Source organism: Actinomyces sp. oral taxon 849 str. F0330, from assembly GCF_000239715.1.
GTDB lineage: Bacteria > Actinomycetota > Actinomycetes > Actinomycetales > Actinomycetaceae > Actinomyces > Actinomyces johnsonii.
This window is the reverse complement of sequence record NZ_JH470357.1, coordinates 1-26,935: the sequence shown is the minus strand read 5'-3', so window position 1 is coordinate 26,935 and position 26,935 is coordinate 1. Positions and strand designations below refer to the sequence as shown.

Sequence of the window (26,935 nt, the reverse complement as noted above, 5' to 3'; positions counted from 1 at the left end):
GGCCGCGGCGTGATGCGGCACGCCCGGCTCCGGTAGGCTAAAGGGCGGCGTGCCCGCCGGCACGCCGTCGCCGAAGCCAGGGAGCAGCCATGCCAGCCGTTGTCGTCGTCGGGACCCAGTGGGGGGACGAGGGAAAGGGCAAGGCGACTGACCAGCTCGGTCAGGACGTCGACTACGTCGTCAAGTTCAACGGCGGGAACAACGCCGGCCACACGGTGGTCATCGACGGGGAGAAATTCGCCTTCCACCTCCTGCCTGCCGGCGTGCTGACCCCTGGGGTGACCCCCATCATCGGCAACGGCGTCGTCGTCGACCTGGAGGTCCTCTTCAGCGAGATCGCCGAGATCGCCTCCCGCGGCAAGGACGCCTCCAGCCTCCGCATCAGCGCCAATGCCCACATCATTCCCTCCTACAACCGGATCCTGGACCGCACCACCGAACGCTTCCTCGGCTCGCGCCAGCTGGGCACCACCGGCCGCGGGATCGGTCCCACCTACGCGGACAAGATGAACCGCGTGGGCATCCGCGTCCAGGACCTCTTCGACGAGTCGATCCTGCGTCAAAAGGTCCGCTCCGCCCTGGACCAGAAGAACAGCCTCTTCCTGAAAGTCTTCAACCGGGCCGCCATCGACGCCGACGCCGTCGCCGACGAGCTGCTCTCCTACGCCGAGCGGGTCCGCCCCATGGTCGTCGACTGCTCCCTGGTCCTCAATAGCGCCCTCGACCAGGGCAAGACCGTCCTGTTCGAGGCCGGCCAGGCCACGATGCTCGACATCGACCACGGCACCTACCCCTTCGTCACCTCCTCCAACCCCACCGCCGGCGGTGCCTGCACCGGCACCGGGGTGGGCCCCACCCGGATCGACTCGGTCGTCGGCGTCGTCAAGGCCTACACCACCCGCGTGGGGGAGGGCCCCTTCCCCACCGAGCTGCACGACGACGTGGGCGAGCGCCTGCGCTCCGAGGGCGGCGAGTACGGCGTCACCACCGGTCGGCCGCGCCGCTGCGGCTGGCACGACGCCGTCGTCACCCGCTACGCGGCCCGGGTCAACGGGCTCACTGACCTGGTCATGACCAAGCTCGACGTCCTCACCGGGCACGAGACCATCCCCGTGTGCGTCGCCTACGACATCGACGGCACCGTCACCCAGGAGATGCCGCTGACCCAGTCCGACTTCCACCACGCCGTCCCCGTCTACGAGGAGCTGCCCGGCTGGAGTGAGGACATCAGCGAGGTGCGCCGCTTCGCCGACCTGCCCCAGGCGGCCCAGGACTACGTGCTGCGCATCGAGGAGCTGGCCCGCTGCCGCATCTCCGCGATCGGTGTCGGGCCGGGCCGCGAGGCCACGATCTCGCGTCACTCCCTCATAGGCTGACATCGCCAGAGGATCGTGAGCAGTAGCGGTTACTCGACGGCGTCGGACGGCGCAGTCGGCGGAGGCGGCTTTCGGGAGCGTGCCGACCGCGGACGGGCCGTCGAGGGATACTTGGTGCTGGTGCTCAGCGCCATTGCCCTAGCCATTGGTGTCTCGCGCCTCGCGACCTCGAAGGCGCCGCTGGGGACGATGCTCGTCGTGGGCGCCGTGAGCGCCGCCCTGTACGGGGCGGGCAGAATCTCGATGAGCCGCCGGGTGCAACGGTCGGCCGACTACTGGCATCAGGGATCCGGATTCATCCAGTTCGGGCCCTCTCGCGGCCTCGGCCCGGGCGACTACCTGCCTGCCAGCGTGGCGTCGGCGGGAGCGCTCGCGGCCATGTGGATGCAGCTCTCCGCGGGTGCGGCTGACATCAACGGCGCCTGGACACTCACACTGGCGGTCTTCGTACTACTCGGGTCGGTGCTGACCCTCGTCACCGTCCCCACCGGGGGCAGGGGAGCACCGGAGATCATTCTGACCCCTGATGCAGCATGGATTTGGACAGGTGGTCGAAAGCGTACTTGTATCCCGTGGACGGCGCAGCCGAATCTTGAGACGAGCATCGTCCACCGATTGCGTCCGCACGTCATGATCACTGGCGGTACGGGAGGTCCGGCGCTTCTTCCCATCTTCGTCCTGCCCATCGGTCACGTACAGCTTCAAGCCGTCCTCGGGTTCTATGCCGCTCACGCCGATCTGCGAGGGGAACTCGCCACCGACCAGGGCCTGCAACGGGTTCGGGCGCTCATGTCCACACCCGCCCCGGCCGGTGAGAGGACGGCGTCCGACGATGCTGCGGCTCAAGGGACTGCTCGACCGGCCGCCACGCCGTCGTATCCAGTCTCACCGTACGCGGGAGTGGCGTACCAGGACTCCCCGTATGGCGGCTCGCCGTACGTGATGGCGCCGTCCGGTGCAGCGAGGCCTTGGTCTGCGGTACCTGAGACGATGGAGCTGCTTGCCTCCGCCGCGAGTGGAGCCGCACCCGCGCCTGTTCCGGTCGGGAGCGGAGCCGCTCCTGCATACCCGCAGACGGCGGCCTCGCATGACCTAGCAGAGGACGGACGACAGGACGAAGGGCGAACCTCCTCCGAGCCGCAGTCGTGCCAGGAGGCGGATCGCAAGGTGCGCCGTGCCCCCTGGCGCTTCCTGATCTGGGCCGTCATCGTCCTCGTGGGCTCTGCCTACGGCACCAGCAGCCAGCAGGTCGGGGCATTCCTCTTGGGTGCTGTTGTCTTCCTGGTGCTCCTCATCCACGCCGTTGCGCTCGCCGGAGCACGCCGATGCCGAACGGTTGCCGGTCGGCGGTGGACATGGAGTCCTGAGGGAATCCGCCTGAGAAGCACGTGGTTCGTTCCCCTGGCTCTCCGCGTGGAAGCGGCGCTCATGGCACTTGGGAGCCTGGCGTCGATGGGGCTCCTGGCGGTCGGCGATCGTACCGATCGAGCAGGCATTGTCTTGTCGCTCCTCATCGCGATGGTCCTCCTCGTGACGGCCGGTTTCCTCGGGCTGACGGCGCCACGACCTCGCCGCAGCACTGAAGTCATCCTCGACCCGAAACGTATCCGTACCGCAGCGGGCACAAGCCGGGAGTCGCCGCTCTGGTGGATGGACCGGCCGCGGGTCGTAGGCATCGACTCGGACGGAACGGTCCTGATCGAGATCGAGCCGGCAGGGCGGGTACGGGCCCGCTTGGAGACCCTTGCGCTGACCTATGTCCAGCTGCAGCGGATCATCGATTTCTACTCGAGTCATCCCGAGCTGCGCGACGAGCTCGCCGATGAGCGGGGGCTGGAACGCGTGCGGGAGCTCATGGGTGCGCGAGCTTGAAAGTCAGTGACTCCCGTAGTTGTAGTGGTTCGGTGACTGGTACGGTCCGCCCGCCCCGGGAGGAGCCGAGCCGGGAGGCTGTTGGTGGTATGACGGGGCTCCCGGGTATCCGGCCTGTCCGACCGGCGTCGCCGATGGGGGGAAGCCGGCCTGCTGAGGAGCCTGTGGGTGGTAGGTCTGCGGGTGGGCCGGGGCGCCCGGCACGGGAGAGGCCTGTGGGGCTTGGGCAAGAGACTGGTATGCCGGTGCTCCCGTCGGGGCATTGAATGACTGCTGCCCCAGAGCCGCCAAGTACTTCCGTTCCCGGTTCTTCTTGTTGGAGTTGCTGATGAGGGCGATCGCTCCTCCCACCGCCATCGCAATAATGATGAAGACGATGATGATCATCACTCCGGTGGACGAGGCGGATCGTGAGTCGGATGTGGCCTCGGCGGTGTCCTTTCCGCGGGTCTTGTTGTCATAAAAATCCTTGAAGGAGACCTTATTCTGCTTCTCTCCCTCAATCGTCCCTCCGCCGGCGTCTGTGACTTTCCCGGGGAAGATGACTGACAGCGTCACTGAGCTGTTCTTCTTCTTGTCGGTCTCGGATGCGTCGCTGGTGTCGACAACGTACTCATCTCCATCATGGCTCACGTAGTTATTGCCGGAGATCGATGTGTTGAGGACCGCTTTGCAGGTCGGAGTTCCGTCCTTGGAGGAGAAGGTCACCTTGGGCTTTGCCTTGTTCTTCGAAAAGTTCTCTTCGACGCAGAACTCTTTGAGACTCTGTTCATCATCGGATGGTGCGGTCGCCAAGAAGGTTGTTGTCACATCGTCATCCGACTTGATGCTGATCTCGATACTGACTGTCTCTTCGTCCGAACTCGCTAAAGGCGCGGCGGCACTTGCTGGCGCCACTGTCTCCGGGAGAAGAGAGGTGATGAGCCAGAGAATGGCAATGAGGCCGACTGCTGGAATGTGCCTGAGGGCTGGATAGCGCATGTGCCACCTTAAAGCTGTGTGGATGGAAATATGTCGATCTGTCCCTGCTATCAGTGGTTCTGACCGATGAGGCTCGAAGCCAGTGGAGAATTTTTACCGGAGCGCCTGCGCAAGAAATTGCATTGTGGCCCCGGATCCTGCGAATCCGGGGCCACAAGACCTGGCGGTGAAATAGAGGGCGGGTCAGTAGCTCGGTCCGGGCTGGCCACCGTAGGGCTGTCCGGGCTGAGCCTGAGGAGCGCTGTAGCCCGCCTGCTGTCCGGGCTGGCCGCCGTAGGGCTGTCCGGGCTGAGCCTGGAAAGCGGGGTTGGGGTCGTATCCCTGGGTGGGCACTGGGCCGTAGGGGGAAGGCTGGCCCTTGTTGTTCTTGCTGCGGGTGATGAAGAAGGCGGCGGCGCCTCCACCGATCACCACCAGCGCGCCCACGGCGATGAGGATCCAGACCCACACGGGAGTCGAGCCGTCTCCGCCCCTGACCGTGTGGGAGTCGAGGTCGGTGAAGGTGACCTTGTTGCCTTCGACCTTGCCGCCGTCGCCCTCGGTGACCTTGCCGGGGAAGGTGATGGTCTGGGTGACGTCCAGCTGGCTCGCGCCGGCGGAGCTCTCCTCGTTGCCGAGCTTGACGACGTACTCCTTGCCCTCGTGCTTGATCTGCCCGTCGCTGTCCTTGATGGGACCGGAGCCTTCGATGGTGCAGATGGCCTTGTCTCCCTCCTCCTTGAAGTCGGCTTTGGCGTCGACCTTGCCGACATCAGCTCCGGCAAAGGACTCGGCTTTGCAGTTCTCCTTGTTGAAAATGTCGAGACCTGTGGAGTCTGTCACGACCATCTTGATGGAATACGTGTCATCGGACTTGATCACGACATCCGCCGTGATCGTCATATCGAGAGCGGAGGAGCCGTCAGCCGGAGAGGCAGCGTGTCCGGGTGCACCGACCAGGGTGAGGGCGGTGGACAGGGTGAGGACGACAAGGGCAGTCAACACGGATAGGGGCGCGGGGATGCGGCGAGTGGCGGCAAGTGTCATGGCCTCACAGTAGCGGTTTCTGCGCCTAGTTGTAACCAGAATTTGATGGGGACGGTTCCCCGTTCTGGGCCGTCGCTGGGGGGCGGACCGCCCGAGGGCCGGTCCGCGGCAGCTCGAGCGACTATCCGCCCTGGTAGGGCGGGAAGTACTGTCCGCCCTCACCCCCGGTGCGCTCCTGCGGCGGCCGGAAGTCCGCGTGACCATGTCCCTCTTGCTGGGGAACCTGCGTGTATCCCGGGCTGGGGGAGTAGAGCCCGTTGCCCTCTGGGGCGCTGTAGACGCTGGAGCCCTCCGGGGCGCTGTAGACGCTGGAGCCCTCCGGGGCGCTGTAGACGCTGGGGCCCTCCGGGGCACTGTAGATGCCGGGTCCGGCTGAATAGCCTGCGTTCTGAGGTGGGAAGACACCGGCGCCTGGGCCCGGCTCGACGTACGGGGAGTGGCCGGCCTGATAATCGGCGACGGGATAGGGCTGGGTCGGCCCCGGCATCGGCTGCTGGGCACCTGGAAGAGGAGACTGGTACGGGCCGCTGATGTAGACATCTGGGGGAGCGGCGCCGGCGGCTCCGGCGTCCTGCGGGGCCTCGCCGTACATGGGGACGGGGTCCAGCTGCTGGGCGCGACGAACCCTGAAGAGGTAGAGCATGACGCCCGCGACGATGAGGAGCACGACGCCGCCCGCCGCGGCGATCATCCACCATCGCAGCTGAAACTTCCCGTCCTCGCCTTCGGCATGGAGGCCCTCGGAGCTCTCCAGGGCATTGTCCCAGGTGACCTTGTTGCCGTCATTCCTCCCATTGGACTTCGTCACCTCGCCGGGAAAGGTCACGGATACGGAGACCTTGGTGCTGCCGCCGATGTCCTGGGAGGACAGCTGGGGGTTCTTCGAGCCGAGCTTGCTCAGGGAGCCGGGGGACAGATCGAAGATGTACCGCCCATTCTCGTGCTTGATCGTCCACGTGTCGGTTTTGAGCTTGCTGACCGGGACTGCCTTGGCGGTGACCTGGCATGCCGGGTCACCGTTGTGGGACGTGTAGGTATAAGTCGCCTCGACGCCGTCGGGCAGCGGGCTCGACTTCCCCAGCTCCTTCTCGTTGCACTTCTCTTTGGTGATGAGCTGCAAGCTGGAGGTGTCCCACATGATGTAGGTCATGTCGGCGGTCTCGTTGTCATGGATGACGAAGTCGTAGTGGACTCCGCATCCGGCCAGGATCAGGGCGAGAGCGGTCAGTGCCGCCCAGGCCACTGGCCGTGGGACGTTGCGAGAGGCATCATTCATGCGTCGAGTCTAAATCGGTGCTGTTCCTGCATGGGAGCACCCGCCTGTCAATAGTTACTTCTCGCGCGTGCGCCGTCGGCGCGACATGCGCCTCGCTGTGCGCCGCCGCAGGACGGCCACCGCCAGGACCCCGCCGAGCGTGACCAGTCCCGCGGTTAGCCAGACGGCGGAGCGATTCCACCAGGACACGCCCCGGGAGTCCTGGGCGTAGCCCGAGGCGCTGACGCCCTTGGCCACGGTGTCGGGGTCGTCCCAGGTGACCGTCGTGCCCGAGACCTTGCCCCCGCCGGACTGCGTTACCGCACCGGGGAAGGTGATCGAGACCTTAGTATCGACTATCCCTTTGAAGGACGTGCTGCCTGACTGGGGGTCGCCCTGGTCATCTGACGGGGCGGCTGAGGCCTCCGGTGGCGCCCCCGTCGCCCCGCCGTCCTGGCCGGAGTCCTGCGAGGGGTCGGAGGAGAGGGGGTGGATCGTCACCCTGTAGACGTCGCCGTCGCGCACAACGATGGTGTTCGGCTCAGCCGTCGAGGCCTGCGGGACCTTCACCCCGCTGATATTCACCTGGCAGCCGAGTCCGTCGTCGCCGGTGATCGGTTCGGCCTTGACCGTGGTCCCCGCAGGTACTCCCAGGGTGGTCGGATCGGAGTAGGTCGAGCAGTCGGGGGGCTTGCCCTGGGGGAAGACGGTGCCGGTCGTATCCCGCATCTCCAGGGCGACGTCGTAGCTGCCCCGAGAGCTGATGGTCATGTTCATGTGGGCGGTGCAGGCGCTCAGCGCCAGGCATGAGGCGGCGATCAGGGCCAGGCGCACCAGCGGGCCGAGTCGGGGACGTGCGGCGGAGCACGGGGGACGGGACGTCGGGGCGGATGCGACGGGCATGCGGGAACGCTACACGTTCGTACTGGACCTTCACTGAGGGCGGAACCATGCCGTTTCAAACGCTGTAAAAGCCGTCATCCTCCCGAATGTGGCCGATCGCATGGCGTTGTGACCGGGTGGAGAGGCCGGGCTGGGACCTTCGGCGATGTGACCTCGGGCGCCGGGTGGGGGAGTATTGCTCTCGACTGAGCGGGTCGGCAACGGCGTGCTCACCGGATCAACATACCCAAGGAAGGGACTCGCATGACTGTGTCTGAGAAGGACGTCCGCGCCGCAGCGCCGGCCAACGCCCCTGAGAATGTCATCGAATTCGTCACGCGTATCGCCGAGCTGGCCAAGCCCGAGAACGTCTACTTCACGGACGGTTCACAGGAGGAGTGGGACCGTCTGACCACCGAGATGGTCGAGTCCGGCGTGTTCACCCGCCTCAACCCCGACAAGCGCCCCAACTCCTTCCTCGCGCGCTCCCTGCCCAGCGACGTCGCCCGTGTGGAGTCCAGGACCTTCATCTGCTCCGAGAAGGAGGAGGACGCCGGCCCGACCAACAACTGGTACGACCCGGTCGAGATGAAGAAGATCCTCCACGAGAAGTTCGACGGTGCCATGCGCGGCCGGACCCTCTACGTCATCCCCTTCTCCATGGGTCCCCTGGGCGGCCCCATCTCCCAGCTCGGCATCGAGCTGACCGACTCCCCCTACGTGGTGGTCAACATGCGGATCATGACCCGCATGGGCTCGGCCGCCATGGACCTCATCGCCGAGGGCCGCCCCTGGGTCCCGGCCGTGCACTCCGTCGGCGCGCCGCTGGCCGAGCACGAGAAGGACACCACCTGGCCCTGCAACGACGAGAAGTACATCACCCACTTCCCGGAGACCAATGAGATCTGGTCCTTCGGCTCCGGCTACGGCGGCAACGCCCTGCTGGGCAAGAAGTGCTACGCGCTGCGCATCGCCTCGACCATGGCCCGCCGCGACGGCTGGATGGCCGAGCACATGCTCATCCTGCGCCTGACCAACGAGAAGACCGGCAAGCAGTACCACGTCACCGCCGCCTTCCCGAGCGCCTGTGGCAAGACCAACCTTGCCATGCTCCAGCCCACCATCCCGGGCTACAAGGTCGAGACCGTCGGTGACGACATCGCCTGGATGCGCCCCGGCCCCGACGGCCGCCTGCGCGCCATCAACCCCGAGGCCGGCTTCTTCGGCGTCGCCCCCGGCACCTCCTACGACACCAACCCCATGGCCATGGACACCATGAAGGCCAACACCATCTTCACCAACGTCGCTCTGACCGACGACGGCGACGTGTGGTGGGAGGGCATCGACGCCCCGATGCCGGAGCACCTCATCGACTGGCAGGGCAACGACTTCACCCCGGCCGATGCCGCCGAGGGCAAGAAGGCCGCCCACCCCAACAGCCGCTTCACCACTCCGGCCTCGCAGTGCCCGATCATCTGCCCCGACTGGGAGGCTCCCGAGGGCGTGGCCATCGACGCCATCCTCTTCGGCGGTCGCCGCGCCACCAACGTGCCGCTGGTCGCCGAGCAGTACGAGAACGCCCACGGCGTGTTCATCGGCTCGGCCGTGGCCTCCGAGGTCACCGCCGCCGCCCTGGACGCCAAGGTCGGCTCCCTGCGCCACGACCCGATGGCCATGCTGCCCTTCTGCGGCTACCACATGGCCGACTACTGGACGCACTGGCTGGAGATGCAGGAGCAGCTGGGCGACAAGTTCCCCAAGGTCTACCAGGTCAACTGGTTCCGCAAGGACGAGAACGGCAAGTTCATCTGGCCCGGCTACGGCGAGAACTCCCGCGTGCTCGACTGGATCGTGCGCCGCGCCTCCGGCGAGGCCGGGGCGATCGACGGCGTCACCGGCCGCTACCCCAAGTTCGAGGAGTTCAACCTCGAGGGCCTCGACCTGGGCGAGGAGGAGTGGGCCAAGATGTACGACATCGACCCCGAGGCCTGGTCCGCCGAAATGGACGACACCGAGGAGTACTACAAGCAGTTCGGCGACAAGCTCCCCGAGGCCATCAAGGAGCAGCTCGCCAAGTTCCGTGAGCGCATCGCCAAGGCCAAGAATGCCTGATCACGGCTGAGGGCCTTCCCTGCGAAGGACTCTGACGGGGGCTCCCACCGGTTCGCCGGTGGGAGCCCCCGTCTCTCTGTCGTACCGAGGTGGTGAGTGGTGCCCATCGTGACGGGCAGATTCCTATGACGTAAAGGAATATAGTGGAAATAATACGGCGGTTGGGTGGGGCATCTATGGTGCTGCATCGAACCACGGTGCGCCATGCGGAGGTGGTGAGAGTGGAACGTCGAGAAAACTTCTACGTAAGTAATGTCCGCGGCATTCTAGGCGAAGATGGTATTGGTCGCTATACCCCAGACGGTTCCTTTGTACGCCTCAAGAACCCCTTTAGAGGTTGGGCTACTCTCAAGTGTATTCATAAGGGCGACTGCAGGCTGATCCTGCGTAGGTCGCTATTAGTGAGACTGGCTGCAGCGGCAGTGATAATCATCTCTACTGTCTGGCTGTTTCTTCTTAAAATGCGCCTGAGCGATTCTCTTTCGCCGGAAGATACTCACTTCCTTCTCTGCCTTACTGTAGGGGCGCTCGCGTGGGCGGTGAACACATTGCGGCGCCGAACTGTTCTTAGCGAATCGGGCATTGAGATGCGGGGACTTCTCTTCGCGGAGTTGCGCCCCTGGCCCGCAACTCGATCAAAAATAACCTTCTCCACTATCGAAATCGGTAGGCACTGTCCGTATGGAATGCTTATCTACCGAAATCGATTGATGTTGATCAATGGGGCGCTGGACGATCTTATCAGACTACCGGGAAGCGTATCCTGGGTGGAAGGCGAATACATGATTGAGCGGATTTGGTCATTCGCCGAGGAGAAGGGCTGGGTGGTCTCCGATCTCGGTAATCTTCAGGCGGATCCTGAGATGGTACGGGCTCGCGGAGAGATAGATAGGACGGCGATCGCGAATCGAAAGGAGTTGACCTACTGTGCTCCCGCTGTGCGGAAGCTGAAGGAAATGATGTGCAGTTGGGGCATAATCATGTTCTTCATGGCTGCACTCCCCCTCGCGGGAGCGCAGGACGTGCTCAGGGATGACGCTCGCGATGTTTGGCTTGTAATGCTCGGAGTGACTCTACTCATTCTTGGTGCTATTCCCACGGTGATTCTATTGGTGGGAATAGTGTCTTGCTTTCGGAGGACGTTGGTCCGTCGATCGGGGATTCAAGTCAAGGGGCGGGTTATTCCGTGGCCGGACTCCCGCTCTGACTTGTATGTCGCAGGTGATCGAGTCTTCTTAGCGGGGCGCGATGGTTCGCCCGTTCCCCTGCCTGCGACGGGGTTGGGGGTCGGTGGTTTTAAAAAACGGCAGGAGAGGGCGATAGCTCAGTGTGAATCCATATGGCTCTGGGGGGTGACTCATGGTGTCGCAGAAGAGCGTGACCGATATATCCGCCTTTGGGACGAAGACATGCAACGAGACAGAGAAGTGTTTGAGATACGTGCAGGATTGAGATCATCGGCTGCATTCAATGGTTGATTGCATTTCCTGGGAGAGGGTGACGTGTGATGATATCTTTTACGAGCCGTTCTGGTGGCGCCGGGAACACCTCTGGAGGTTCCGGAAGCAGGCGCCCAGTCAGGAACAAGTCGCTGCGGGGGTGGACGACTGAGACCTCAGATGGACGCCTGATACTGAGGTGCTCAGTGCCCGTTCGGTACGTCGCGATGGCGGCGGCCGTCGTGGGAGTCGCCTGGATGGCGTCAACGGGGGCGCAATTGCTGGGCTCGCTGATGAGCGGCTTCTATCACTCCGATGACATGTATGTTCTTATGATGCTCAGCAATCCGACGATCTGGGGGATAAATGTTACGCGACGTAGATCTGTTCTGAGTGAGTCCGGTGTTGAGATGCGGCGTCTTCTGTTCACTGAGCGACGTCCTTGGACGTCAGTGCTCTCAAGGTTCACGCTTTCGACGCTTGATATGACTGCGCCTGGATCCGAAGGAGGAATCGATCGAACTCGGATCGTACTCGTGAATGGTGATCGTGACGATCTCATCAGGCTTCCAGGTTGTGTTCTCGGCATGACGCTGGATGATTCCAGCAACAGGGGCTCTGCTGCTCTCCGGGCCTTGTTGAATTATGTTCGCAGACACGGTTGGATCGTCTCTGACTCTGAGTCGGTTCACGAGGATCCTCGGCTGGTGGAGGCTCGTCAGAATCATGGGGCCGACAAGATGATGAGAAAGAGTCGTGTTGTGTTCTGCACCCCGGTCTGGCGCAGAATCAAAGAACATCTCTGCAACGGTGGACTCTTCCTTATTGGATTGGGGGTACTGTTCATCTTCGTTAGCGTTCAGCAGCTATTCTATGAAACAGCCTCGGTGAGTGACTCGGATCGACTCTACGCGATACTGTTTCTTGTTCTTGCTCCCGTATTAATGGCCTACCCCTTATACAAGATTTATGGATGCTTCCAGCGAGTAGTCGTGGATGACCGAGGAATCCGTGCCGGGAGGAGGACCTGCGCTTGGCCGGAGTCCCGCTCCGACCTGTTCGTCGTCGGGGACAGGATCTTTGTCGTGCATGCCAACGGGAGGCAGATCGCGCTGGACGGTGCCGGTGTCACATGGGGGAACTTTCGTCGGAGGCAGGAGCAGTTGGTCGCCCGCTGTGAAGCCATCTGGCTCTGGGGTGTCGCCCATGGAGTCACCCGAGAGAGCGGCCGGTATATCGCCGTGCAGGATGAGGGCATGCAACAAGAACGCGAGATACTCGAAAAGAGCATCGGTTTGATGATCCCGCGGCGAGATCAGTCCGCTTGAACCGGAACGCCGGGCGTTCGTCGACGCCGAGTGGGCATGATGTCCTGGACCAACTCGGTGCGTGCGGAACGCGAGCGAGGGGTACCCGTACGAGGACGCCGTCTGGTACTGAGGCTGACACGGGGACTGATTCTGGGGAATCGGCATCGACCCGTTCCTGGGGAGTGCGTCGGTTGCGATGACAGTGTAGGAAGTCAGGCTTCCCGCGGAAGTGGCCTGTGTCGGCGTGTTAGCCAGTGGAATCTTCGATGTCAGAGTCCCAGCTCCTCCGCCACGAGTGGGTGGGGTTCTATCTCGTCGTCGTTTCGGAGGTCACCGCTGTGTAACGTGGCGTCATGCGCGAGTACTCACCTGATGGGTTCATGTCGCCAGGCTCCTCCCACGTGGCTCCAGCGGCCGACGGCGCACAGATGGGTCAGATGATCGACGAGGCCGTCGCCGACCTGGCGCTGCGAGCCACTCGGTACCTGCGCACCCATTTTCGCGATCGTGTCACCATCGGAGACCTCTCGGCGCACCTCGCCTACAGCCCTTCCCACCTCACCCGGGTCTTCGCGGCCGCCGTCGGAACCTCGCCCATGGACTACCTGGCTGCCTGGCGACTGCACAAGGCCAAGCACCTCCTCGTCGCCCACCGGATGGGCGTGGCGGAGACCTGTCACGAGGTCGGCTACACCTCGGTGGGTACCTTCAGCCGGCGCTTCCTGCGCGACGTCGGAACCCCGCCCGGCGCCCTGCGTCGCATCGCCGACCGGATCGCCGAGCAAACCCTGCCGGCCGTAAGCCTCCTGGTACCGGCGGCGGGGAGGATCCGCGTACGCCCGGAAGTTCCGGAGAAGATGCGTCGTGCGCTCGGACCTGCCCCCTACCAGTGGGTCGGCACCTTTCCCCGCCCCGTCCCCAGCGGGCTGCCGGCCACCGGGACACTGCGTCGTGGTATTGACGAGGTGGAGCTGCCCGTGGTCCCGGACGCTCCCTGGATCCTCGCCACCGTTCTTCCCGACGGTGCCAGCGTCCACGAGCACCTGGCCCCCGCGAGCCCGCTCGTCGCGCGACTGCGCGTCCCCGAGGTTCCCGTCGCTGGCCCCGTCACCCTGCCGGTGCGCGCCGCCCTCCCCTGGGATCCCGCGGTCCTTGTGGCCCTGGCGGCGATGGTGGTCTGATGGTCGTCTGAGTCGGCCTGAAAGGGGCACCGCTCAAGAGAGCAGGATCGGAGTCGTTAGCGGTGCGCCGACCGGTCTACCGTCGTGGAGCGTTATGACGTCCCTCGACATGCAGCTGGAGTAAGGAGCCACTGATGACCGACCTCACCGCCAATGCCCTGCCTGTGCCCGCCGAGCGCCTTGCCGGCTTTCCCTGCTGGATCGAGCTGTACACACCGGACATCGACGCCTCGGCCGCGTTCTACCGGGACCTCCTCGGCTGGGAGATCACCCGCAGTGAACCGGACGAACCGCTGACCACCGAGGTGCATCACGGCGGCCGGCTCATCGGCTCCTTCGAACCTGCCGCCCAGGCCCCCGGTGGTTCAGGCTGGCGGGTGAGCTTCATGGTCGACGACGTCCGCACCGCCGCCGGAGCCGCGGAGAGGACCGGAGGGAGTGTCGTTGTGGAACCCACTCGCGTCACTGAGACCATGGCCTACGCCCTCGCCTCCGATCCCGACGGTAACGTCATCGGGCTCCTGGAAGATGAGGATTTCGAGGGACCCTACCCCTACCAGGCCGGGATGCCGGTGTGGTTCGATGTCCTGGCCAGCGACCTGGAACTGGCCGAGCGCTTCTACCGGGAGGCCGCCGAGTGGCCCACCCGCCGGCTGACCATCGACGACCAGGAACAGTCCTTCTACACGAGCGTCGTCGGGGGCAGATCTGTGAGCGGTGTGGGCCGGGCAGGCTATTTCGGAGGTGAGGAGGCCCCCTCGCGCTGGCGCATCTACTTCGGGGTTAAGGACGCAGACGCCGCCGCTCAGCGGGTGCGCGAGCTCGGGGGAACCATCGTCGTCGAGCCCATCGACTTCACGTTCGGGCGCATGGTGGAGGTTGCTGATCTGTACGGGGCGCGCTTCCTGCTCACCACCTTCTGACCCGCACACAGCGGCCGGGCGGGGTCACTGATGACCCCGCCCGGCCGTGTCCGGGAAGCGAGGGCGCTGGATGCTGTGAAAATGCGGAAGGAAGCACCCTCATGGCTGGACACTGCCCAGTGTTACCCCGCCTGCCGGTCCTTGGCGCCCCCGTCCGCTTCGGAGACCGTGTCCGTCGTGACTCTCTCGGGGTCCAGCAGCGCCAGGAGCCGCTCGGTCTGCCACGGCAGGATCCCGCCCTCGCCGAAGACCAGCTGGGCCCTATCGGGGTCCTCGACCACGTCGTCTGCCAAGAGCCCCAGTAGATGCGCCAGCGGCATGCGCCGACCCTCCAGCAGGTCGAGCAGATGCGCCAGGGCCCGGTTGCTGCTGTGATCCAGGTTCGCCACCTGGTGCTCGCCCACGCCCACGGCCAGGTCGCGCCAGTGCAGGAAGAAGCGGATCGTCTCGCCCTCGGGCAGAGGCAGCCGGGTTCCGTGCCCCGCCGTGCGCAGGCCCGGTGAGGCCGAACGCTGCCCCAGCGGCACCGTGTAGCCCTTGTAGAGCCGCTGGTCGACGATGGTCCGCCCCAGGTGCGCCCGCCGGCGCAGGGCCTCCTCGACGGTGCGAACCACCGCGGCGTCGGCGGGGCCGGGGCGACGGGTGGAAAGGATGAGCGTTGTCTTGGTGCCCGTGGCCGCCTTGATGGTAACAACACGCCACGGCAGGGTCTCCGCTCCGGGGGAGGAGAAGTAGTCCCACGGGTGGGAGCCGAAGTCCTGCTCGGTGCGCCCCGGGGTGACCTGGCGCAGGAGCTCGGCGGAGCGGATGCGACGGCCTTGGCCGGCCGTGGTCGGCGAGAAATGGACTGCTCCTCGGTGGTCTCATCAGTGGGGGCAACATTGGCCGTCGTTCCAGGGGACTGATCGACTCCTACCGGGTCCTCCTGGCAGATCGCCGTCTGGCACCCGTTCGCCCCGGAAGATGTCTGAGGATAGCGGATTCTCGTAGTCTCTATTGTACTGATGTACGTAAGAATGTGAGTTATTCGGTTCTGTGATCGATCGACGTCAACGGTGTTCTGGCAGAATTGATCAAGCTTTGCGGGTATGTCGCGGCGCAAGTGGATTGCCAGTGAAGATTCGCATTATATATCAGGTTAATGCAATCATCTACTGAAGTTGATCAAGCGCTCCCGCTTACGATAAGCAAGTTGTTGACTTCGAACTGTGATACAACTTGTGGTGTCGATTAAGGAGAGGAGTGAATTGTGGCTCATCGCAATGCAAGGATGGGATCGCTTCGCGGATTGGAATCGAAAGGCTTTGCACTGAAGCACCGGCTAGATGCGATCCAAAGTGTGTTCCTACTGTCGTGCCTGGTGGTCCTGACGGTCGTTGGTGCCGCGTGGTGTGTTGTCATTAAGCCGAGAGGGAAGGGGGAGGCATATTTGTCATTAGTGGGTAAATTGAAATACTGGGGGTTTGGAGGCGAAAATGGTGAATTTCGTGGACTCGTCATAGCGATTGTCTTGGCAGCTGTCCCAGTGGGTCTGACGATTGCCGGAATGACATGGAGTGCGCGAGCTCGACCAAAAAGTTCGGTACTTCATGGTGAGTGGCTCCAAGACGTTGTCGATACCGTGAACAGAGAGATGTCTGCATTGTTCATTTTATGTCTGAATGCATATGTGTGCGGAGTTGCTGTCATATTATTCTGGGTAGATGCCTTGCTTCGGAAGCATGGTGCAATGAGTATACTGTCGGCGTTATTTTTAATGACGATCTACCTATTTTCGGCAAGTCTTCCGGCGTTAATGAAGATTGGAGACGGTATCGCCATTAGTTCTTATGCAAAGGATCTTCTTACCCTTCGAAGGGTGGCAAAATGGAGATATTTTCACGGCGTCTCTCCGCGATACAATGTCCTCGATCGAAAGCTTCGGGTAAAGTGGGTTGAAGTGGGGGAGAAAGGCTGGTTCTGGTTGTCCTTTATTTTCGTTGCCTTTGTCTCAGGGATGCCTGGCGTGTCGCTTTGGTTATCGCTTAGCGTTCACTACACAATTCTTCCTGCGAGGTTTGAGTGGCTTTCGCTGGTGTTGATTCTGTTTGGTGAAACCTCATTGTGGTACGCCGTCATGTTGGCTGTGTGCCAATCGGTGCAGTGGGTAAGAGTGCCTGGACTAAAGTTAGATCGAACCGAATGGTGGTCTGCGACATTTGGTGCCAGTATATTTTGTATAATCGGCGTGCCTCTTCAGGTGTTTGGTTATTATATAATGATTCAAAATTGGTGGTTAGCATCTTTGTCGGCCATTGGTGTTAATGTCATTCTAGAACTACTTGTATGGAGGACGCTGCGTGGACATCGGGAGTTTTCACTGTGGTTCTTGGTTCTTCATATTGTAACAGTTGCACAACGTAAGTTATCTAAAAGAATGATTCGACCGTTGAGGGAGGTGGATATTGAGAATTATTTTGCTGTCGCTGATCTGATTGTTCCCGAAGACTCGGTTTTGGATGGGAAAACCATAAAGCTGCGTGACTTTATCAACGAGATGACGACATTCGATGCACCTTGTGAAGCTGAGGTTGCCAGTGAGTAAGCTATGTGGAGGCCAGTGCCATTCTGACGGTCTTCGACTCCCATGGCATGGGGTGTAACAACTCACCGCGTGTTGGGCAGCTGCGGTTGGGTCTTTCCGGGTCAGGCTTCCTGGAGTCGTGGGGCGGGCAAGGGACTGGGCACATTTCCACGGGTCGCAGTGAGAGCATCCCGTACCGGGGTGGAGAGCCGGTAGCCCAGAGCGCGCAGGGTGGTCAGGGCAGTTTCGATGCCCGGATCGGCGCTCGGCGGTGGCGCGGTGGGCTCGCCCCGTGGAGGGGCGGAGTGCGACGGCGCCGGCCCGCCGGCGGTCGGCGGGAGATAAACGGCCCCGAGTCGGCGAATTGTCACCGCGTTGATCTCTGCGATGACCTCCGTGTTGGGAACAACGCCGGCCGCCGTGCCGTCTCCTGTATCGACCGCCGTCGTCCCAGGGGACTGGTCGACTCCCATCGGGGCCTCCTGACGCATCGCCCTCCAGGGACTTCGCGCCCCAGAACGGGGCCGAGCCTACCGAGCTCGCTCCTCGCACTGGGGTCGGAAGGCGCGGGTAACTCAGTTGCGTCCGTATGAGTCCTCCAGCAGTGTCTGGAAGGAGTCGATTTCCACCTCAACCATGCTGAATCCGCTGGTCACCTTGACTCCGTGGTCCCCGATCTGGAACAGGCGCATGAGAAACCCGTCGTTAGTAGTGCGTATTCCGTAGGGGAACCCATAGCGCTGCTCCAGGGCCTGGGCGACTCGCCAGGTGTAGTCGGCCACGTGGCGGTCATCGAATCTTCTCGACTTCCCTTTGGGTTCGGTCACCACCTCGATACTCCAGATGCGCGTGAAGAGCGAACGTTCCGCGAGCCAGCCGTCTCCGCGCAGAATGGGGCAACACGCCCGGATGCTCGGGCGGCAGCCGAGCCGTTTGAGGACGCTCTTGATGGCGGCGCCGTCGAGGACCTGCTCGACGACGGAGAGGATCTGGGGGATGGACAGGCCAATCCGCATCGGTACGACCTGCCAGTCCACCGCAGGTCGAGTGGGACCGTTGGGTGCGGGGGTGGAGGCGGCAAGCCTGCGAAGCTCATCCATCGTCATCGCAGGCCCGGGCTCATTGCCTCCCCGATCCTTGAGAAGGAACTCGATCTCATCCTTTTCTATGTCGTCCTCGTCTCCGCTGGGGCTGGCGGCGATAACGCCGTCGTCCCCGAAGCCCTCGGCACCGGCGAAGCGAATATCACTGAGGGGGCGCCCACCGGCCAGGCCAGCGACGACGTCGCGCATACTGATCTGGCTTCGTTCGCTGCCGAGGAGATTGCGGGGGATGAGGACCTCCTCCCCGGTGGCCTCGACGATGACGATGAGGCCATCGACCGTCCCTGTGAAGGAGACGAGCCCCAAGCCCGCGGCGCCCATGTCCCAGCGGAGAGTGAAGGGGCGGCGCCACTGCGGCGGCATGAGGGCCAGGTTGTCGGGAAGTCCGCCGAGAGTCTTGGCTGTGGTCTCCTCGAACATCTCCCAGCTGATGATGTAGGCCTCTCCGGGGCCCCAGTCATTGAACGGGGTCCTTCCAAGTTCCACCGTCCATAAGTACGGATAGTCCTCGGCCTCGCCCCACTTGAAATCCCGATACTCGTCGATATCAATGGGGTAGTCGGGGTTGAAGGAGTTCACGCACAAGGACAATTCGCCGGTCCGGGGATTGTAGTCCGGTTCGATCTCAACGACCCGCTTTCCGACCCGCCAGCGGAAGAAGAGGTCCGGGCCGTAGACGGCGAAGGATTCGGTTCCCAGGGTGTCGGCGGCGTCGAGCAGGAAGCGGTGCACGTCCGCCTCGGTCAGGGTGGTGCCCAGGAGCGAGGCCACACGGTCGGCCACCTCCACCTCGGGGTTCACGGGATTGCCTCACCAATCGTTCGAGGCGAGTGACTCAAAGGTGTCGATCTCGACCATCACCGCACTGAGCCCGCCCCTCACGGTGACCCCGTGGTCCCCGACCTGGAACAGTCGGGAGAGGTAACCGTTGTTGTCAGTGTGCGTTCCGTACGGAGAGCTGTAGCGCTGTTCAAGGGCCTGGGCGATTCGCCAGGCGTAATCCGCGACCTGGCGTTTATCAAAGCACTGAGACTTGTCCTCTGGGCGCATGGCCACGTCGATCATCCAGCCATCACCGGTATGCGAACGTCTCGCGAGCCAGTCATCTCCTCTCAGAACCGGCTCACCCCACCGCACCCTCGGCTGCCCGCCGAGGCGCCTGAAGGTGGCATGGCCATCGGCGCCGGTGACGATCTGACCGACGACGTGGAGAACCTCGGGAATGGACAGGCCGATCCGTATCGGCAGGATCTCTTGGTCCATCCCGGGCCCAGCGGGTTCGACGGCGGGGGCTATGGTGACAAGCCGACGGAGGTCATCCATCGTCATGTCCGGCCGGGGTGAGTCCTCGCCACGATCCTGGGGGAGGGACTCGACGTCGTTGCTGTCCCAACCGGGCTCGTCGCCACCAGGTGAGGTGACACAGACACTGTCGAAGCCCTCGGAGCCGGCGAAGCGGATGTCCGCCAGGGGCAGACCTCCGGCGAGGCCGGCGACAACGTCGCGCATACTGATCTGGCTTCGCTCGCTGCCGAGGAGATTGCGGGGGATGAGGACCTCCTCCCCGGTGGCCTCGACGGTGACCGTGAGTCCCTCGGCCGTGCCGGTGAAGGAGACGAGCCCCAGGCCCGCGGCGCCCATGTCCCAGCGGAGGGTGAGGGGATGGCGCCACTGCGGCGGCATGAGGGCCAGGTTGTCGGGCAGAGTACGGAGAATGACCGCCATGGTCTGGTCGAACATGTCCCAGGTGTCGATGACGGACTCGCTGGGACCCCACTCGTCCCACGGAAGTCTCCCGAGCCCGACCGTCCATAGGTAGGGATACTCGTCGAGTCCACCATACTCAAAGGTCAGATACTCATCCTCGTAGACCGGGGAGCGACGGTCGAAGGACCGCACCTGCAAGGAGTACTCGCCAGTCCGAGAGTCGTAGTCCGGTTTGATCTCGACGACCCGTTCCCCGAGCCGCCAGCGGAAGGAGAGGTCCGGGCCGTAGACGGCGAAGGATTCGGTTCCCAGGGTGTCGGCGGCGTCGAGCAGGAAGCGGTGCACGTCCGCCTCGGTCAGGGTGGCGCCCAGGAGCGAGGCCACGCGGTCGGCCACCTCCACCTCGGGGTTCGCGGTGCTGTTCACGTCTCTCCTCTCTTCCCCCGTCAGTTGCCTTGCCGACCGGCTCACCCCAGCATAGGGCGCCATTTCGCGGATTCATCAGGATTACTCTCCCCATGGGAGTGCTCGCCGGACAGGGGAGTTGATACCACTTCACCGGCCGAGCATGGCGAGCCTGTCGAAAGAGCCGATCTCGACCGTTACGGTGCTGAACCAGCCCCTGACTGTGACGCCGTGGTCCCTGATCTGGAACAGTCGGGAGAGATTGCCATGGTTATCTGTGTGCATTCCGTACGGAGAGCCGTAGCGCTGCTCCAAGGCCTGGGCGATTCGCCAGGCGTAGTCGGCCACATGCCGCTGATCGAAGCACTGTCTTTCGCCCTCGGGAATGGTCACCACCTCGATCGCCCAACCACCACCTCCATAGAGGTGTTCCGCGAGCCAACCGTCCCCTCGCAGAACTGGCTTATCCCGGCGTGATTTTGGCTGCCCGCCGAGCCGTTTCAGAATTTCCTCCGCATCGGTGCCCTTGAGGACCTGATCGACGATGCCGAGGACCTGGGAAATGGTGAAGCCGATCCTCATGGGCAGGATCTCCACATCCGGGACCGCACCGGAGGGCTCGGACTCGGTATCGGCGGCGTTGCCGTCGATGGACGCGACGGCAACGAGTCGACGGAGGTCGTCCATGGTCATTGCGGGGCGTGCCGGACCCTCCTCGCGCTCCTCGTCGGCATTGGTGTCGAAGGGATGCCGCTCATCGCTGTGTAAAATAGATGTCCAGACCCAGTCAATGCCGTCGGGATCTGCGGAGCGGATGGCTCCCAGCGGTAAGCCTCCAGCGAGGCCGGCGACAACGTCACCCATCTTCACCTCGTTTCCAAGGAGCGCTCGAGGAATGAGCACCTGCTCCCCGGTGGACTCGACGGTGACAGTGAGGCCCTCGACCGTGCCGGTGAAGGCGACAGTTCCCAGGCCTGAGGCTGACATATCCCATCGGAAGGTGAGGGGACGGCGCCACTGCGGTGGAATAAGATCCAAGTTGCCCGGTAAGGCCTCGAGAGCGCCCGCCAGGGTCTCATCGAACATGTCCCAGTTGAGAATACAAACACCGTAGATCGAATTGTGGAATGGGGTGCTCCCGAGTTCTGCTGCCCACACATAGGGAAACTCGTAGAACTCGCCGTACTCGAATTCCCGACCCTCTTCGATATTGATGGCCCGCTCGCGGTTGAAAGAGTTCACGCTCAGGAAGTACTCGCCGTTCCAGGACTTCGGAATAATCTCGATGAAACGGTCCCCGAGGGGCCAGCGAAAGCGCAGATAGGGTCCGTGCACGGCGAAGGATTCGGTTCCCAGGATGTCGGCGGCGTCGAGCAGGAACCGGTGCACGTCCGCCTCAGTCAGGGCGGCGCCCATCAAGGCGGCCACGCGATCGGCCATCTCCACCTCAGGGTTCGCGGTGCTGTTCACGTCTCTCCTCCGTCTGCTGCTTCGCCGAACGGCTCACCCCACCATAGAGCGCCATCACGCGCATTCGTCAGGGTCGCTCTCCCCATGGGGTGTCCGCTGGATAGGCATGGGGTATCGGTTCCGCTTCATCATCACCAGAATTCGGCAAGCTTGTCGAAGGAACCGGTCTCGACCGTCACGGCGGGGAAACTGGTGCCCACCTCGATGCCATGGTTTCCAACCCGGAACAAGCGGGAAAAGCAGCCGTCGTTGTCGGTGAGCATTCCGTACGGAGAGCCGTAGCGCTGTTCCAGGGCCTGGGCGATTCGCCAGGCGTAGTCGGCCAGATGGTGCTCATCGAAGCACAACAGTTTCCCCTCATCCCCCTCCGGCCCGGTCACCACCTCGATCTCCCAGCTGACACCCTTCGAGGACGGTTCCGCGAGCCAACCGTTTCCTCTCAGAGCCGTCTTACCCCACCGTGATTCTGGCTGTCCGCCAAGCCGCGTCAGAACATCCTCCATAGGGGCACCCGTAATGACCTGCTCGACGACGGAGAGGATCTGGGGGATGGACAGGCCGATCTTCATCGGCACAGTCGTCCAGCGCGGCTGAGACTGCTCGGGGTCTTCATCGGTGGCGTCCGCCGAGGCGGATGTGGCGGCGGGAGTGGCGGCCAGCTGCCGGAGGTCCTCCATGGTCATCGCTGGTCGGGAGTCGTTCTCCTTGTGCTCCTGGATGAGGGACTCGACGATGTCCTTGTCCCAACCGGACTCGTTCCCGTTGGGGGTAGTGACATAAAGCTCTTGATGATTGGCGTCGCCGAAGCCCTCAGAGCCCGCCAAGCGGATGTCCGCCAGGGGCAGACCTCCGGCGAGGCCGGCGACGACGTCGCCCATCTTCACCTGATTTCCCAGAAGCGCGCGGGGGATGAGGACCTGCTCCCCGGTGGACTCGGCGGTGACCGTGAGGCCCTCGGCCGTGCCGGTGAAGGAGACGAGTCCCAGGCCCGTGGCGCCCATGTCCCAGCGGAGAGTGAGGGGGCGGCGCCACTGCGGCGGTATGAGTGCCAGGTTGTCGGGCAGGGCGTGGAGGATGACTGCGATGGTCTGGTCGAACATCTCCCAGGTGACTGCGTAATGAGTGCCGGGTCCAAAGGTGTTGAACCCGGTCCTTCCGAGCTCCGCCGTCCATACATAGGGGAACTCGCAGAGCTCGCAGTTCTCGAAAGTCAGACACTCGTCGATATCAATGGCCCGTTCGCGGTCGAAAGACTTGACGTACAGCGAGTGGCCTTTATCCGAGGACGAGGGGCCCGGCGTGATCTCGATATAACGGTCTCCGCGTGCCCAGCGGAAGAAAAGCTCCGGGCCGTAGACGGCGAAGGATTCGGTTCCCAGGATGTCGGCGGCGTCGAGCAGGAACCGGTGCACGTCCGCCTCAGTCAGGGCGGCGCCCATCAAGGCGGCCACGCGATCGGCCATCTCCACCTCGGGGTTCGCGGTGCTGTTCACGTCTCTCCTCCGTCTGTTGCTTCGCCGACCGACTCGCCCCACCATAGGGCGCCATATCGCGGATTCGTCAGGGCCGGTCTCCCCATGGGAAGCACCTACCGCCGAGCCCCGTGCAGCGGCTGGAGGATTCGGCCGGTCATATATGCCCCGCCGGACGCACAGCCCACGCAGTTCCGGGCGTGGTTATGGCCTTCATCATCTAGGCTGAGGCCGTGAAGATTCTGCTCCTCGGCTCCGGCGCGCGTGAGCACGCCCTGGCCCGTGCCCTCGCCCGTGACCCGCAGACCACCGAGCTCGTCGTCGCCCCCGGCAACCCCGGGACGGCGGCCATCGCCACGAACCTCAACATCGACCCCTGCGTGCCCGACGAGGTCGTCGCCCTCGCTACGCAGATGAGGGCTGACCTCGTCGTCGTCGGTCCCGAGGCACCGCTGGTGGCGGGCGTTGCCGATGCTGTGCGCGACGCCGGGATCCCCTGCTTCGGCCCCAGCGCCGAGGCCGCCCGCCTGGAGGGTTCGAAGGCCTTCGCCAAGGAAGTTATGGCCGCCGCCGGCGTCCCCACCGCCGAGGCCGCCGTGTGCACCACCGAGGCTGAGCTGAACGCTGCCCTGGACCGCTTCGGCAGCCCCTACGTCGTCAAGGAGGACGGCCTGGCCGCCGGCAAGGGTGTCGTCGTCACCGACGAGCGCCCCGTCGCCCTGGCCCACGGCCGCGCCTGCCTGAGTCGCGGCGGCGGCCGCGTCGTCGTCGAGGATCACCTCGACGGCCCCGAGGCCTCCCTGTTCTGCGTGTGCGACGGCGCCACCGTCCGCCCCCTGGCGCCCGCTCAGGACTTCAAGCGGCTCCTCAACGACGATGCCGGCCCCAACACCGGCGGCATGGGCGCCTACTCGCCCCTGCCTTGGGCGCCGGCCGACCTGACCGAGCAGGTGGTGCGCGAAGTCGCCCAGCCCGTCGTCGACGAGATGGCCCGTCGCGGCGCCGGCTTCATCGGCCTGCTCTACTGCGGCCTGGCCCTGACCAGCCGTGGACTGCGCGTCGTGGAGTTCAACGTCCGTTTCGGCGATCCGGAGACCCAGGCCGTTCTGGCCCGCTTGACCTCCTCCCTGCCCGAACTGCTCCACGCCGCCGCCACCGGCGCCCTGGCCGAGGCTCCCGAGCCGGTCTGGTCCGAGCAGTGCGCCGTCGACGTCGTCATCGCCGCCCCCGGCTATCCCGGAACCGTGACGACCGGTGGTGCCGTCACCGGGATCGAGGCCGCCGAGGAGCTCGACGACGTCCACGTCCTGCACGCCGGCACCGGAACCACCGAACGGGGTGAGCTGGTAGCCACCGGCGGGCGCGTCCTGTCCGTCGTTGCCATGGGGGCCACCGTGGAGGACGCGCGAGCGCGCGCCTACGAAGCCGTCAAACGCATCGGCCTCGAGGGCGCCCAGTACCGCACCGATATCGCCCAAGCGGTCGGCGCCGGAGGCGCCGACGGTACCGAGTAGGCCTTTCACATCGCCGCGACAGTATGGTGTGGCTCGCTTTCTGCTCCGAAACCGCAGTTTCCGGGTCGGAAGATACGGTCACGAGGGCGGAGTGCGCCTAATCACCCGCACTTCTTCCGAGATCAAGCGCACACCCGCTGCTCTTTCCTGAGACCGACCCGCAGCGCTTCGGGTGGCTGCGCGGGGCGCGCGCTGGCGTCGGCGTTGTGCCACGTCAGCGTCCCACCCGCCTGCGCGGGAACCGGCTCCCATCCGAATCGTTCCCTTCCCACAGGTCGGATTTGCTCCGGTCTCCATCCGGGCCCTCTTCTCCTGCGACCCGGATGAATTGGCGTGATGACGCGAGGTCGGAAGTGGCGACTCACGCAGACGACGCCGCCACTCGGAACCGGACACGCGGCGCCCGCCGATGGCAGGATGGGGGTATGACTCAGTCCGCGAGCTCCGCCTCCGTCAGCCTCGGGGCCTCAGCATCCGCCTCACAGACTCCCACCATTCCAGGCTGGGAGCACCGCTCCAGCGGCAAGGTCCGGGATGTCTACGCCCCCGTCGCCGAGGGTCCCTGGGGCGGGCAGGACGTGCTCCTGGTGGTCGCCTCGGACCGCATCAGCGCCTACGACCACATCCTCGCCACCCCGATCCCGGACAAGGGCAGGGTCCTCACCGCCCTGAGCGCCTGGTGGTTCGAGCAGCTCGCCGACGTCGTCACGAACCACCTTGTTTCCCTCGACGTCCCCGCCGAGGTGGCCGGACGGGCCATGATCTGCCGGCGCCTGGAGATGTTCCCGGTGGAATGCGTGGCCCGCGGTTACCTCACTGGCTCCGGCCTGACCGAGTACCGGGCGAGCCGCTCCGTGTGCGGCGTGCCCCTGCCCGATGGCCTGACCGAGGCGTCCCGCCTGCCAGAGCCGATCTTCACCCCGGCCGCCAAGGCCGGGCTCGGCGAGCACGATGAGAACGTCACCTTCGAGCACGTCACCCGGATGGTGGGGGAGAGGGCCGCCACCGCCCTGCGCGAGACGACTCTGGCCCTCTACACCCGGGCGGCCGAGATCGCTCGAGAGCGCGGCATCATCCTGGCCGACACTAAGTTCGAGCTCGGCACCGGCCCAGACGGCGATCTGGTGCTGGGCGACGAGGTCCTCACCCCCGACTCCTCCCGATTCTGGCCGGCCGACGCCTGGATGCCCGGCCGGGTCACCCCCTCCTTCGACAAGCAGTACGTGCGCGACTGGCTCACCTCGCCTGCCTCCGGCTGGGACCGCGACGGCGACCAGGCGCCCCCGGTACTGCCCGACGACGTCGTCGAGCGGACCCGGGCGCGCTACCTCGAGGCCTACGAACGATTGACCGGTCGCCCCCTGGAGCTGTCATGACCACGACCCAGCCCTCGACGGACGCTCCCGATACGGGCACGGCAGCCCGCGCCTTCAAACCGGGCCCGGGGTTCTACGTCCTCGTCATCCTGATCGTCCTGACTATCGTTCTGGCGCTATCCGCGGCCGTCACCTCTGCCCTGGGCGTCACGGGGACCTCCCGCATCCTGGGCGGCACCGCCCTCATCCTTGTGGGACTGGGCCTGCTCGCCTCCCTGCGGGTCTCGGCCCGATCCCTGGTGGTCAACGCCCCCCGCCTGCGTCTGGAGCGCAATCGGGTCCGCGCGGCCCGGGCCCGCCGGCAGGCTGAGGCCGCCGCCTCCAAGAAGGCCGCGAATGCCACGAGCGGCAAGAGTTCCAAGTCCGGCACAGGTCCCCAATCCCCGTCGCGGGGCTCGGGGGCCGAAGACCCTACGGCGGCTCAGCCCGGAACCGAGCTGGCGGCGCTCACCGTGCCGGGAACCAAGGTGCTGGTGCCCGAGTCGACCGGCCGGCGTGAGCTGACCACCCTCGACGTGGTCTCCGGCCCAGTCACCACCGCGCTGGCCGCGACGTCCTTCGGGCGCGCGGCCGACGAGCGCCTGGCCGGAACCTCCACCGGCGAGACCCTTATCCGTGTCGGCCAGCTCCTGCTCGGCGCCACCGGCTTCGTGCTCGTGGCCCTGGGGCTCGCCTCCATCCTGGGACAGGTGATCTCATGACTCCCCGTGACCGACGTCCCGACAACGAGCAAGGTCCCGTCAACTGGGGCATCATGCCCAAGAAGGCCCCGCGCGCGAAGACCACCGCCACCAGGGCCGGCGGCAACGGGCTGCTCGAGGTCGTCCGCTCCGGGAACAACCCGGCCCCCGCCGGCTCAGTGGCCTCGGATGCCTCTGCAGTGTCGGCCACCTCTGCCCCGGGCTCGGCCGACGGCGCCGCCGGCCCCCGTGACGCGGGCGGCACGGCGCTCATGACGGAGGAGGACA

The 26,935-nt window shown here is 64.5% G+C and carries 21 protein-coding genes and 1 pseudogene; 12 read left to right on the top strand and 10 right to left on the bottom strand.

Translation table 11 applies throughout. From position 1 onward, the window contains the following. Nucleotides 1-89 precede the first annotated feature (89 nt). Together HMPREF0975_RS11640 and HMPREF0975_RS11635 are read left to right on the top strand one after the other, a co-directional pair. Nucleotides 90-1,376: an adenylosuccinate synthase gene (locus HMPREF0975_RS11640; RefSeq protein WP_009234383.1), complete on the top strand. Its 1,287-nt coding sequence runs from the start codon at nt 90-92 to the stop codon at nt 1,374-1,376. Between the two features lie 15 nt (nt 1,377-1,391). Beyond that, the gene (locus HMPREF0975_RS11635) at nt 1,392-3,248 is read left to right on the top strand and encodes a hypothetical protein (protein WP_009234382.1); all 1,857 of its coding nucleotides are present in this window, start codon (nt 1,392-1,394) and stop codon (nt 3,246-3,248) included. Between the two features lie 3 nt (nt 3,249-3,251). On the opposite strand, the gene HMPREF0975_RS11630 is transcribed toward HMPREF0975_RS11635, so the two are convergent. The 4 genes from HMPREF0975_RS11630 to HMPREF0975_RS11615 all read right to left on the bottom strand — a co-directional run bounded on the left by HMPREF0975_RS11630 (nt 3,252) and on the right by HMPREF0975_RS11615 (nt 7,413). Continuing rightward, a complete protein-coding gene (locus HMPREF0975_RS11630; RefSeq protein WP_009234381.1) occupies nt 3,252-4,229 on the bottom strand; it encodes a hypothetical protein in 978 nt (325 codons plus the stop codon). A 183-nt stretch (nt 4,230-4,412) separates the two neighbouring features. Beyond that, nucleotides 4,413-5,255 (bottom strand): LppM family (lipo)protein, encoded by an 843-nt coding sequence (locus HMPREF0975_RS11625; protein ID WP_009234380.1) that lies wholly within the window; start codon nt 5,253-5,255, stop codon nt 4,413-4,415. 121 nt (nt 5,256-5,376) lie between these two features. Further along, nucleotides 5,377-6,531 (bottom strand): LppM family (lipo)protein, encoded by a 1,155-nt coding sequence (locus HMPREF0975_RS11620; RefSeq protein ID WP_009234379.1) that lies wholly within the window; start codon nt 6,529-6,531, stop codon nt 5,377-5,379. Between the two features lie 54 nt (nt 6,532-6,585). Beyond that, on the bottom strand, nt 6,586-7,413 hold the full coding sequence (locus HMPREF0975_RS11615) for an LppM family (lipo)protein (RefSeq protein WP_009234378.1): 828 nt from the start codon (nt 7,411-7,413) through the stop codon (nt 6,586-6,588). A gap of 243 nt (nt 7,414-7,656) precedes the next feature. Between HMPREF0975_RS11615 and HMPREF0975_RS11610 the strand changes: the two genes are divergently transcribed. The 5 genes from HMPREF0975_RS11610 to HMPREF0975_RS11590 all read left to right on the top strand — a co-directional run bounded on the left by HMPREF0975_RS11610 (nt 7,657) and on the right by HMPREF0975_RS11590 (nt 14,357). Further along, complete coding sequence (locus HMPREF0975_RS11610) at nt 7,657-9,504, top strand: phosphoenolpyruvate carboxykinase (GTP) (RefSeq protein ID WP_009234377.1); 1,848 nt, start codon at nt 7,657-7,659, stop codon at nt 9,502-9,504. A gap of 422 nt (nt 9,505-9,926) precedes the next feature. Next, complete coding sequence (locus HMPREF0975_RS11605) at nt 9,927-10,982, top strand: hypothetical protein (protein ID WP_232212522.1); 1,056 nt, start codon at nt 9,927-9,929, stop codon at nt 10,980-10,982. Between the two features lie 167 nt (nt 10,983-11,149). Then, on the top strand, nt 11,150-12,271 hold the full coding sequence (locus HMPREF0975_RS11600) for a hypothetical protein (protein WP_232212521.1): 1,122 nt from the start codon (nt 11,150-11,152) through the stop codon (nt 12,269-12,271). 335 nt (nt 12,272-12,606) lie between these two features. Beyond that, nucleotides 12,607-13,434 carry a helix-turn-helix domain-containing protein gene (locus HMPREF0975_RS11595; RefSeq protein WP_009234374.1) on the top strand — a complete coding sequence of 276 codons (828 nt, stop codon included), beginning with the start codon at nt 12,607-12,609 and terminating at the stop codon, nt 13,432-13,434. A gap of 134 nt (nt 13,435-13,568) precedes the next feature. Then, on the top strand, nt 13,569-14,357 hold the full coding sequence (locus HMPREF0975_RS11590) for a VOC family protein (RefSeq protein WP_009234373.1): 789 nt from the start codon (nt 13,569-13,571) through the stop codon (nt 14,355-14,357). A 122-nt stretch (nt 14,358-14,479) separates the two neighbouring features. Here HMPREF0975_RS11590 and HMPREF0975_RS11585 read toward each other — a convergent pair whose 3' ends face one another. Continuing rightward, nucleotides 14,480-14,971, bottom strand: a complete 492-nt coding sequence (locus HMPREF0975_RS11585) for a hypothetical protein (RefSeq protein ID WP_009234372.1) — start codon at nt 14,969-14,971, stop codon at nt 14,480-14,482. Nucleotides 14,972-15,606: 635 nt separating this feature from the next. Between HMPREF0975_RS11585 and HMPREF0975_RS15755 the strand changes: the two genes are divergently transcribed. Next, nucleotides 15,607-16,941 carry a hypothetical protein gene (locus tag HMPREF0975_RS15755; RefSeq protein WP_009234371.1) on the top strand — a complete coding sequence of 445 codons (1,335 nt, stop codon included), beginning with the start codon at nt 15,607-15,609 and terminating at the stop codon, nt 16,939-16,941. Between the two features lie 101 nt (nt 16,942-17,042). Here the strand turns inward: HMPREF0975_RS15755 and HMPREF0975_RS15750 are convergent, their stop codons facing one another. The 5 genes from HMPREF0975_RS15750 to HMPREF0975_RS11565 all read right to left on the bottom strand — a co-directional run bounded on the left by HMPREF0975_RS15750 (nt 17,043) and on the right by HMPREF0975_RS11565 (nt 23,098). Then, nucleotides 17,043-17,393, bottom strand: a complete 351-nt coding sequence (locus HMPREF0975_RS15750; protein ID WP_009234370.1) for a hypothetical protein — start codon at nt 17,391-17,393, stop codon at nt 17,043-17,045. A 102-nt stretch (nt 17,394-17,495) separates the two neighbouring features. Next, nucleotides 17,496-18,824: a hypothetical protein gene (locus HMPREF0975_RS11580; protein WP_009234369.1), complete on the bottom strand. Its 1,329-nt coding sequence runs from the start codon at nt 18,822-18,824 to the stop codon at nt 17,496-17,498. Nucleotides 18,825-18,833: 9 nt separating this feature from the next. After that, nucleotides 18,834-20,156 (bottom strand): hypothetical protein, encoded by a 1,323-nt coding sequence (locus HMPREF0975_RS11575; RefSeq protein WP_009234368.1) that lies wholly within the window; start codon nt 20,154-20,156, stop codon nt 18,834-18,836. Between the two features lie 129 nt (nt 20,157-20,285). Further along, nucleotides 20,286-21,605, bottom strand: coding sequence for a hypothetical protein (locus HMPREF0975_RS11570; RefSeq protein ID WP_009234367.1), 1,320 nt, complete (start codon nt 21,603-21,605; stop codon nt 20,286-20,288). A gap of 131 nt (nt 21,606-21,736) precedes the next feature. Further along, entirely contained in the window at nt 21,737-23,098 is a 1,362-nt protein-coding gene (locus tag HMPREF0975_RS11565; protein WP_009234366.1) for a hypothetical protein, read from the bottom strand. Between the two features lie 212 nt (nt 23,099-23,310). Between HMPREF0975_RS11565 and purD the strand changes: the two genes are divergently transcribed. From purD to HMPREF0975_RS11545, 4 genes and pseudogenes are all read left to right on the top strand, one after another. Beyond that, nucleotides 23,311-24,591, top strand: a complete 1,281-nt coding sequence (purD, locus tag HMPREF0975_RS11560) for a phosphoribosylamine--glycine ligase (protein WP_009234365.1) — start codon at nt 23,311-23,313, stop codon at nt 24,589-24,591. 425 nt (nt 24,592-25,016) lie between these two features. Next, complete coding sequence (locus HMPREF0975_RS11555; protein WP_009234364.1) at nt 25,017-25,967, top strand: phosphoribosylaminoimidazolesuccinocarboxamide synthase; 951 nt, start codon at nt 25,017-25,019, stop codon at nt 25,965-25,967. Then, nucleotides 25,964-26,668, top strand: a complete 705-nt coding sequence (locus HMPREF0975_RS11550) for a hypothetical protein (protein ID WP_009234363.1) — start codon at nt 25,964-25,966, stop codon at nt 26,666-26,668. Before HMPREF0975_RS11555 ends, HMPREF0975_RS11550 begins: the two co-directional genes overlap by 4 nt. After that, nucleotides 26,665-26,935, top strand: a pseudogene (locus HMPREF0975_RS11545) (hypothetical protein); the annotation flags it as partial. The gene HMPREF0975_RS11550 and the pseudogene HMPREF0975_RS11545, both read left to right, overlap by 4 nt.

Coding starts and splice junctions, on each gene's coding strand:
- HMPREF0975_RS11640 (WP_009234383.1), top strand. CDS start 90: ATGCCAGCCGTTGTCGTCGTCGGGACCCAGTGGGGGGACGAGGGAAAG.
- HMPREF0975_RS11630 (WP_009234381.1), bottom strand. CDS start 4,229: ATGCGCTATCCAGCCCTCAGGCACATTCCAGCAGTCGGCCTCATTGCC.
- HMPREF0975_RS11625 (WP_009234380.1), bottom strand. CDS start 5,255: ATGACACTTGCCGCCACTCGCCGCATCCCCGCGCCCCTATCCGTGTTG.
- HMPREF0975_RS11620 (WP_009234379.1), bottom strand. CDS start 6,531: ATGAATGATGCCTCTCGCAACGTCCCACGGCCAGTGGCCTGGGCGGCA.
- HMPREF0975_RS11615 (WP_009234378.1), bottom strand. CDS start 7,413: ATGCCCGTCGCATCCGCCCCGACGTCCCGTCCCCCGTGCTCCGCCGCA.
- HMPREF0975_RS11610 (WP_009234377.1), top strand. CDS start 7,657: ATGACTGTGTCTGAGAAGGACGTCCGCGCCGCAGCGCCGGCCAACGCC.
- HMPREF0975_RS11595 (WP_009234374.1), top strand. CDS start 12,607: ATGCGCGAGTACTCACCTGATGGGTTCATGTCGCCAGGCTCCTCCCAC.
- HMPREF0975_RS11590 (WP_009234373.1), top strand. CDS start 13,569: ATGACCGACCTCACCGCCAATGCCCTGCCTGTGCCCGCCGAGCGCCTT.
- HMPREF0975_RS15750 (WP_009234370.1), bottom strand. CDS start 17,393: ATGGGAGTCGACCAGTCCCCTGGGACGACGGCGGTCGATACAGGAGAC.
- HMPREF0975_RS11555 (WP_009234364.1), top strand. CDS start 25,017: ATGACTCAGTCCGCGAGCTCCGCCTCCGTCAGCCTCGGGGCCTCAGCA.
- HMPREF0975_RS11550 (WP_009234363.1), top strand. CDS start 25,964: ATGACCACGACCCAGCCCTCGACGGACGCTCCCGATACGGGCACGGCA.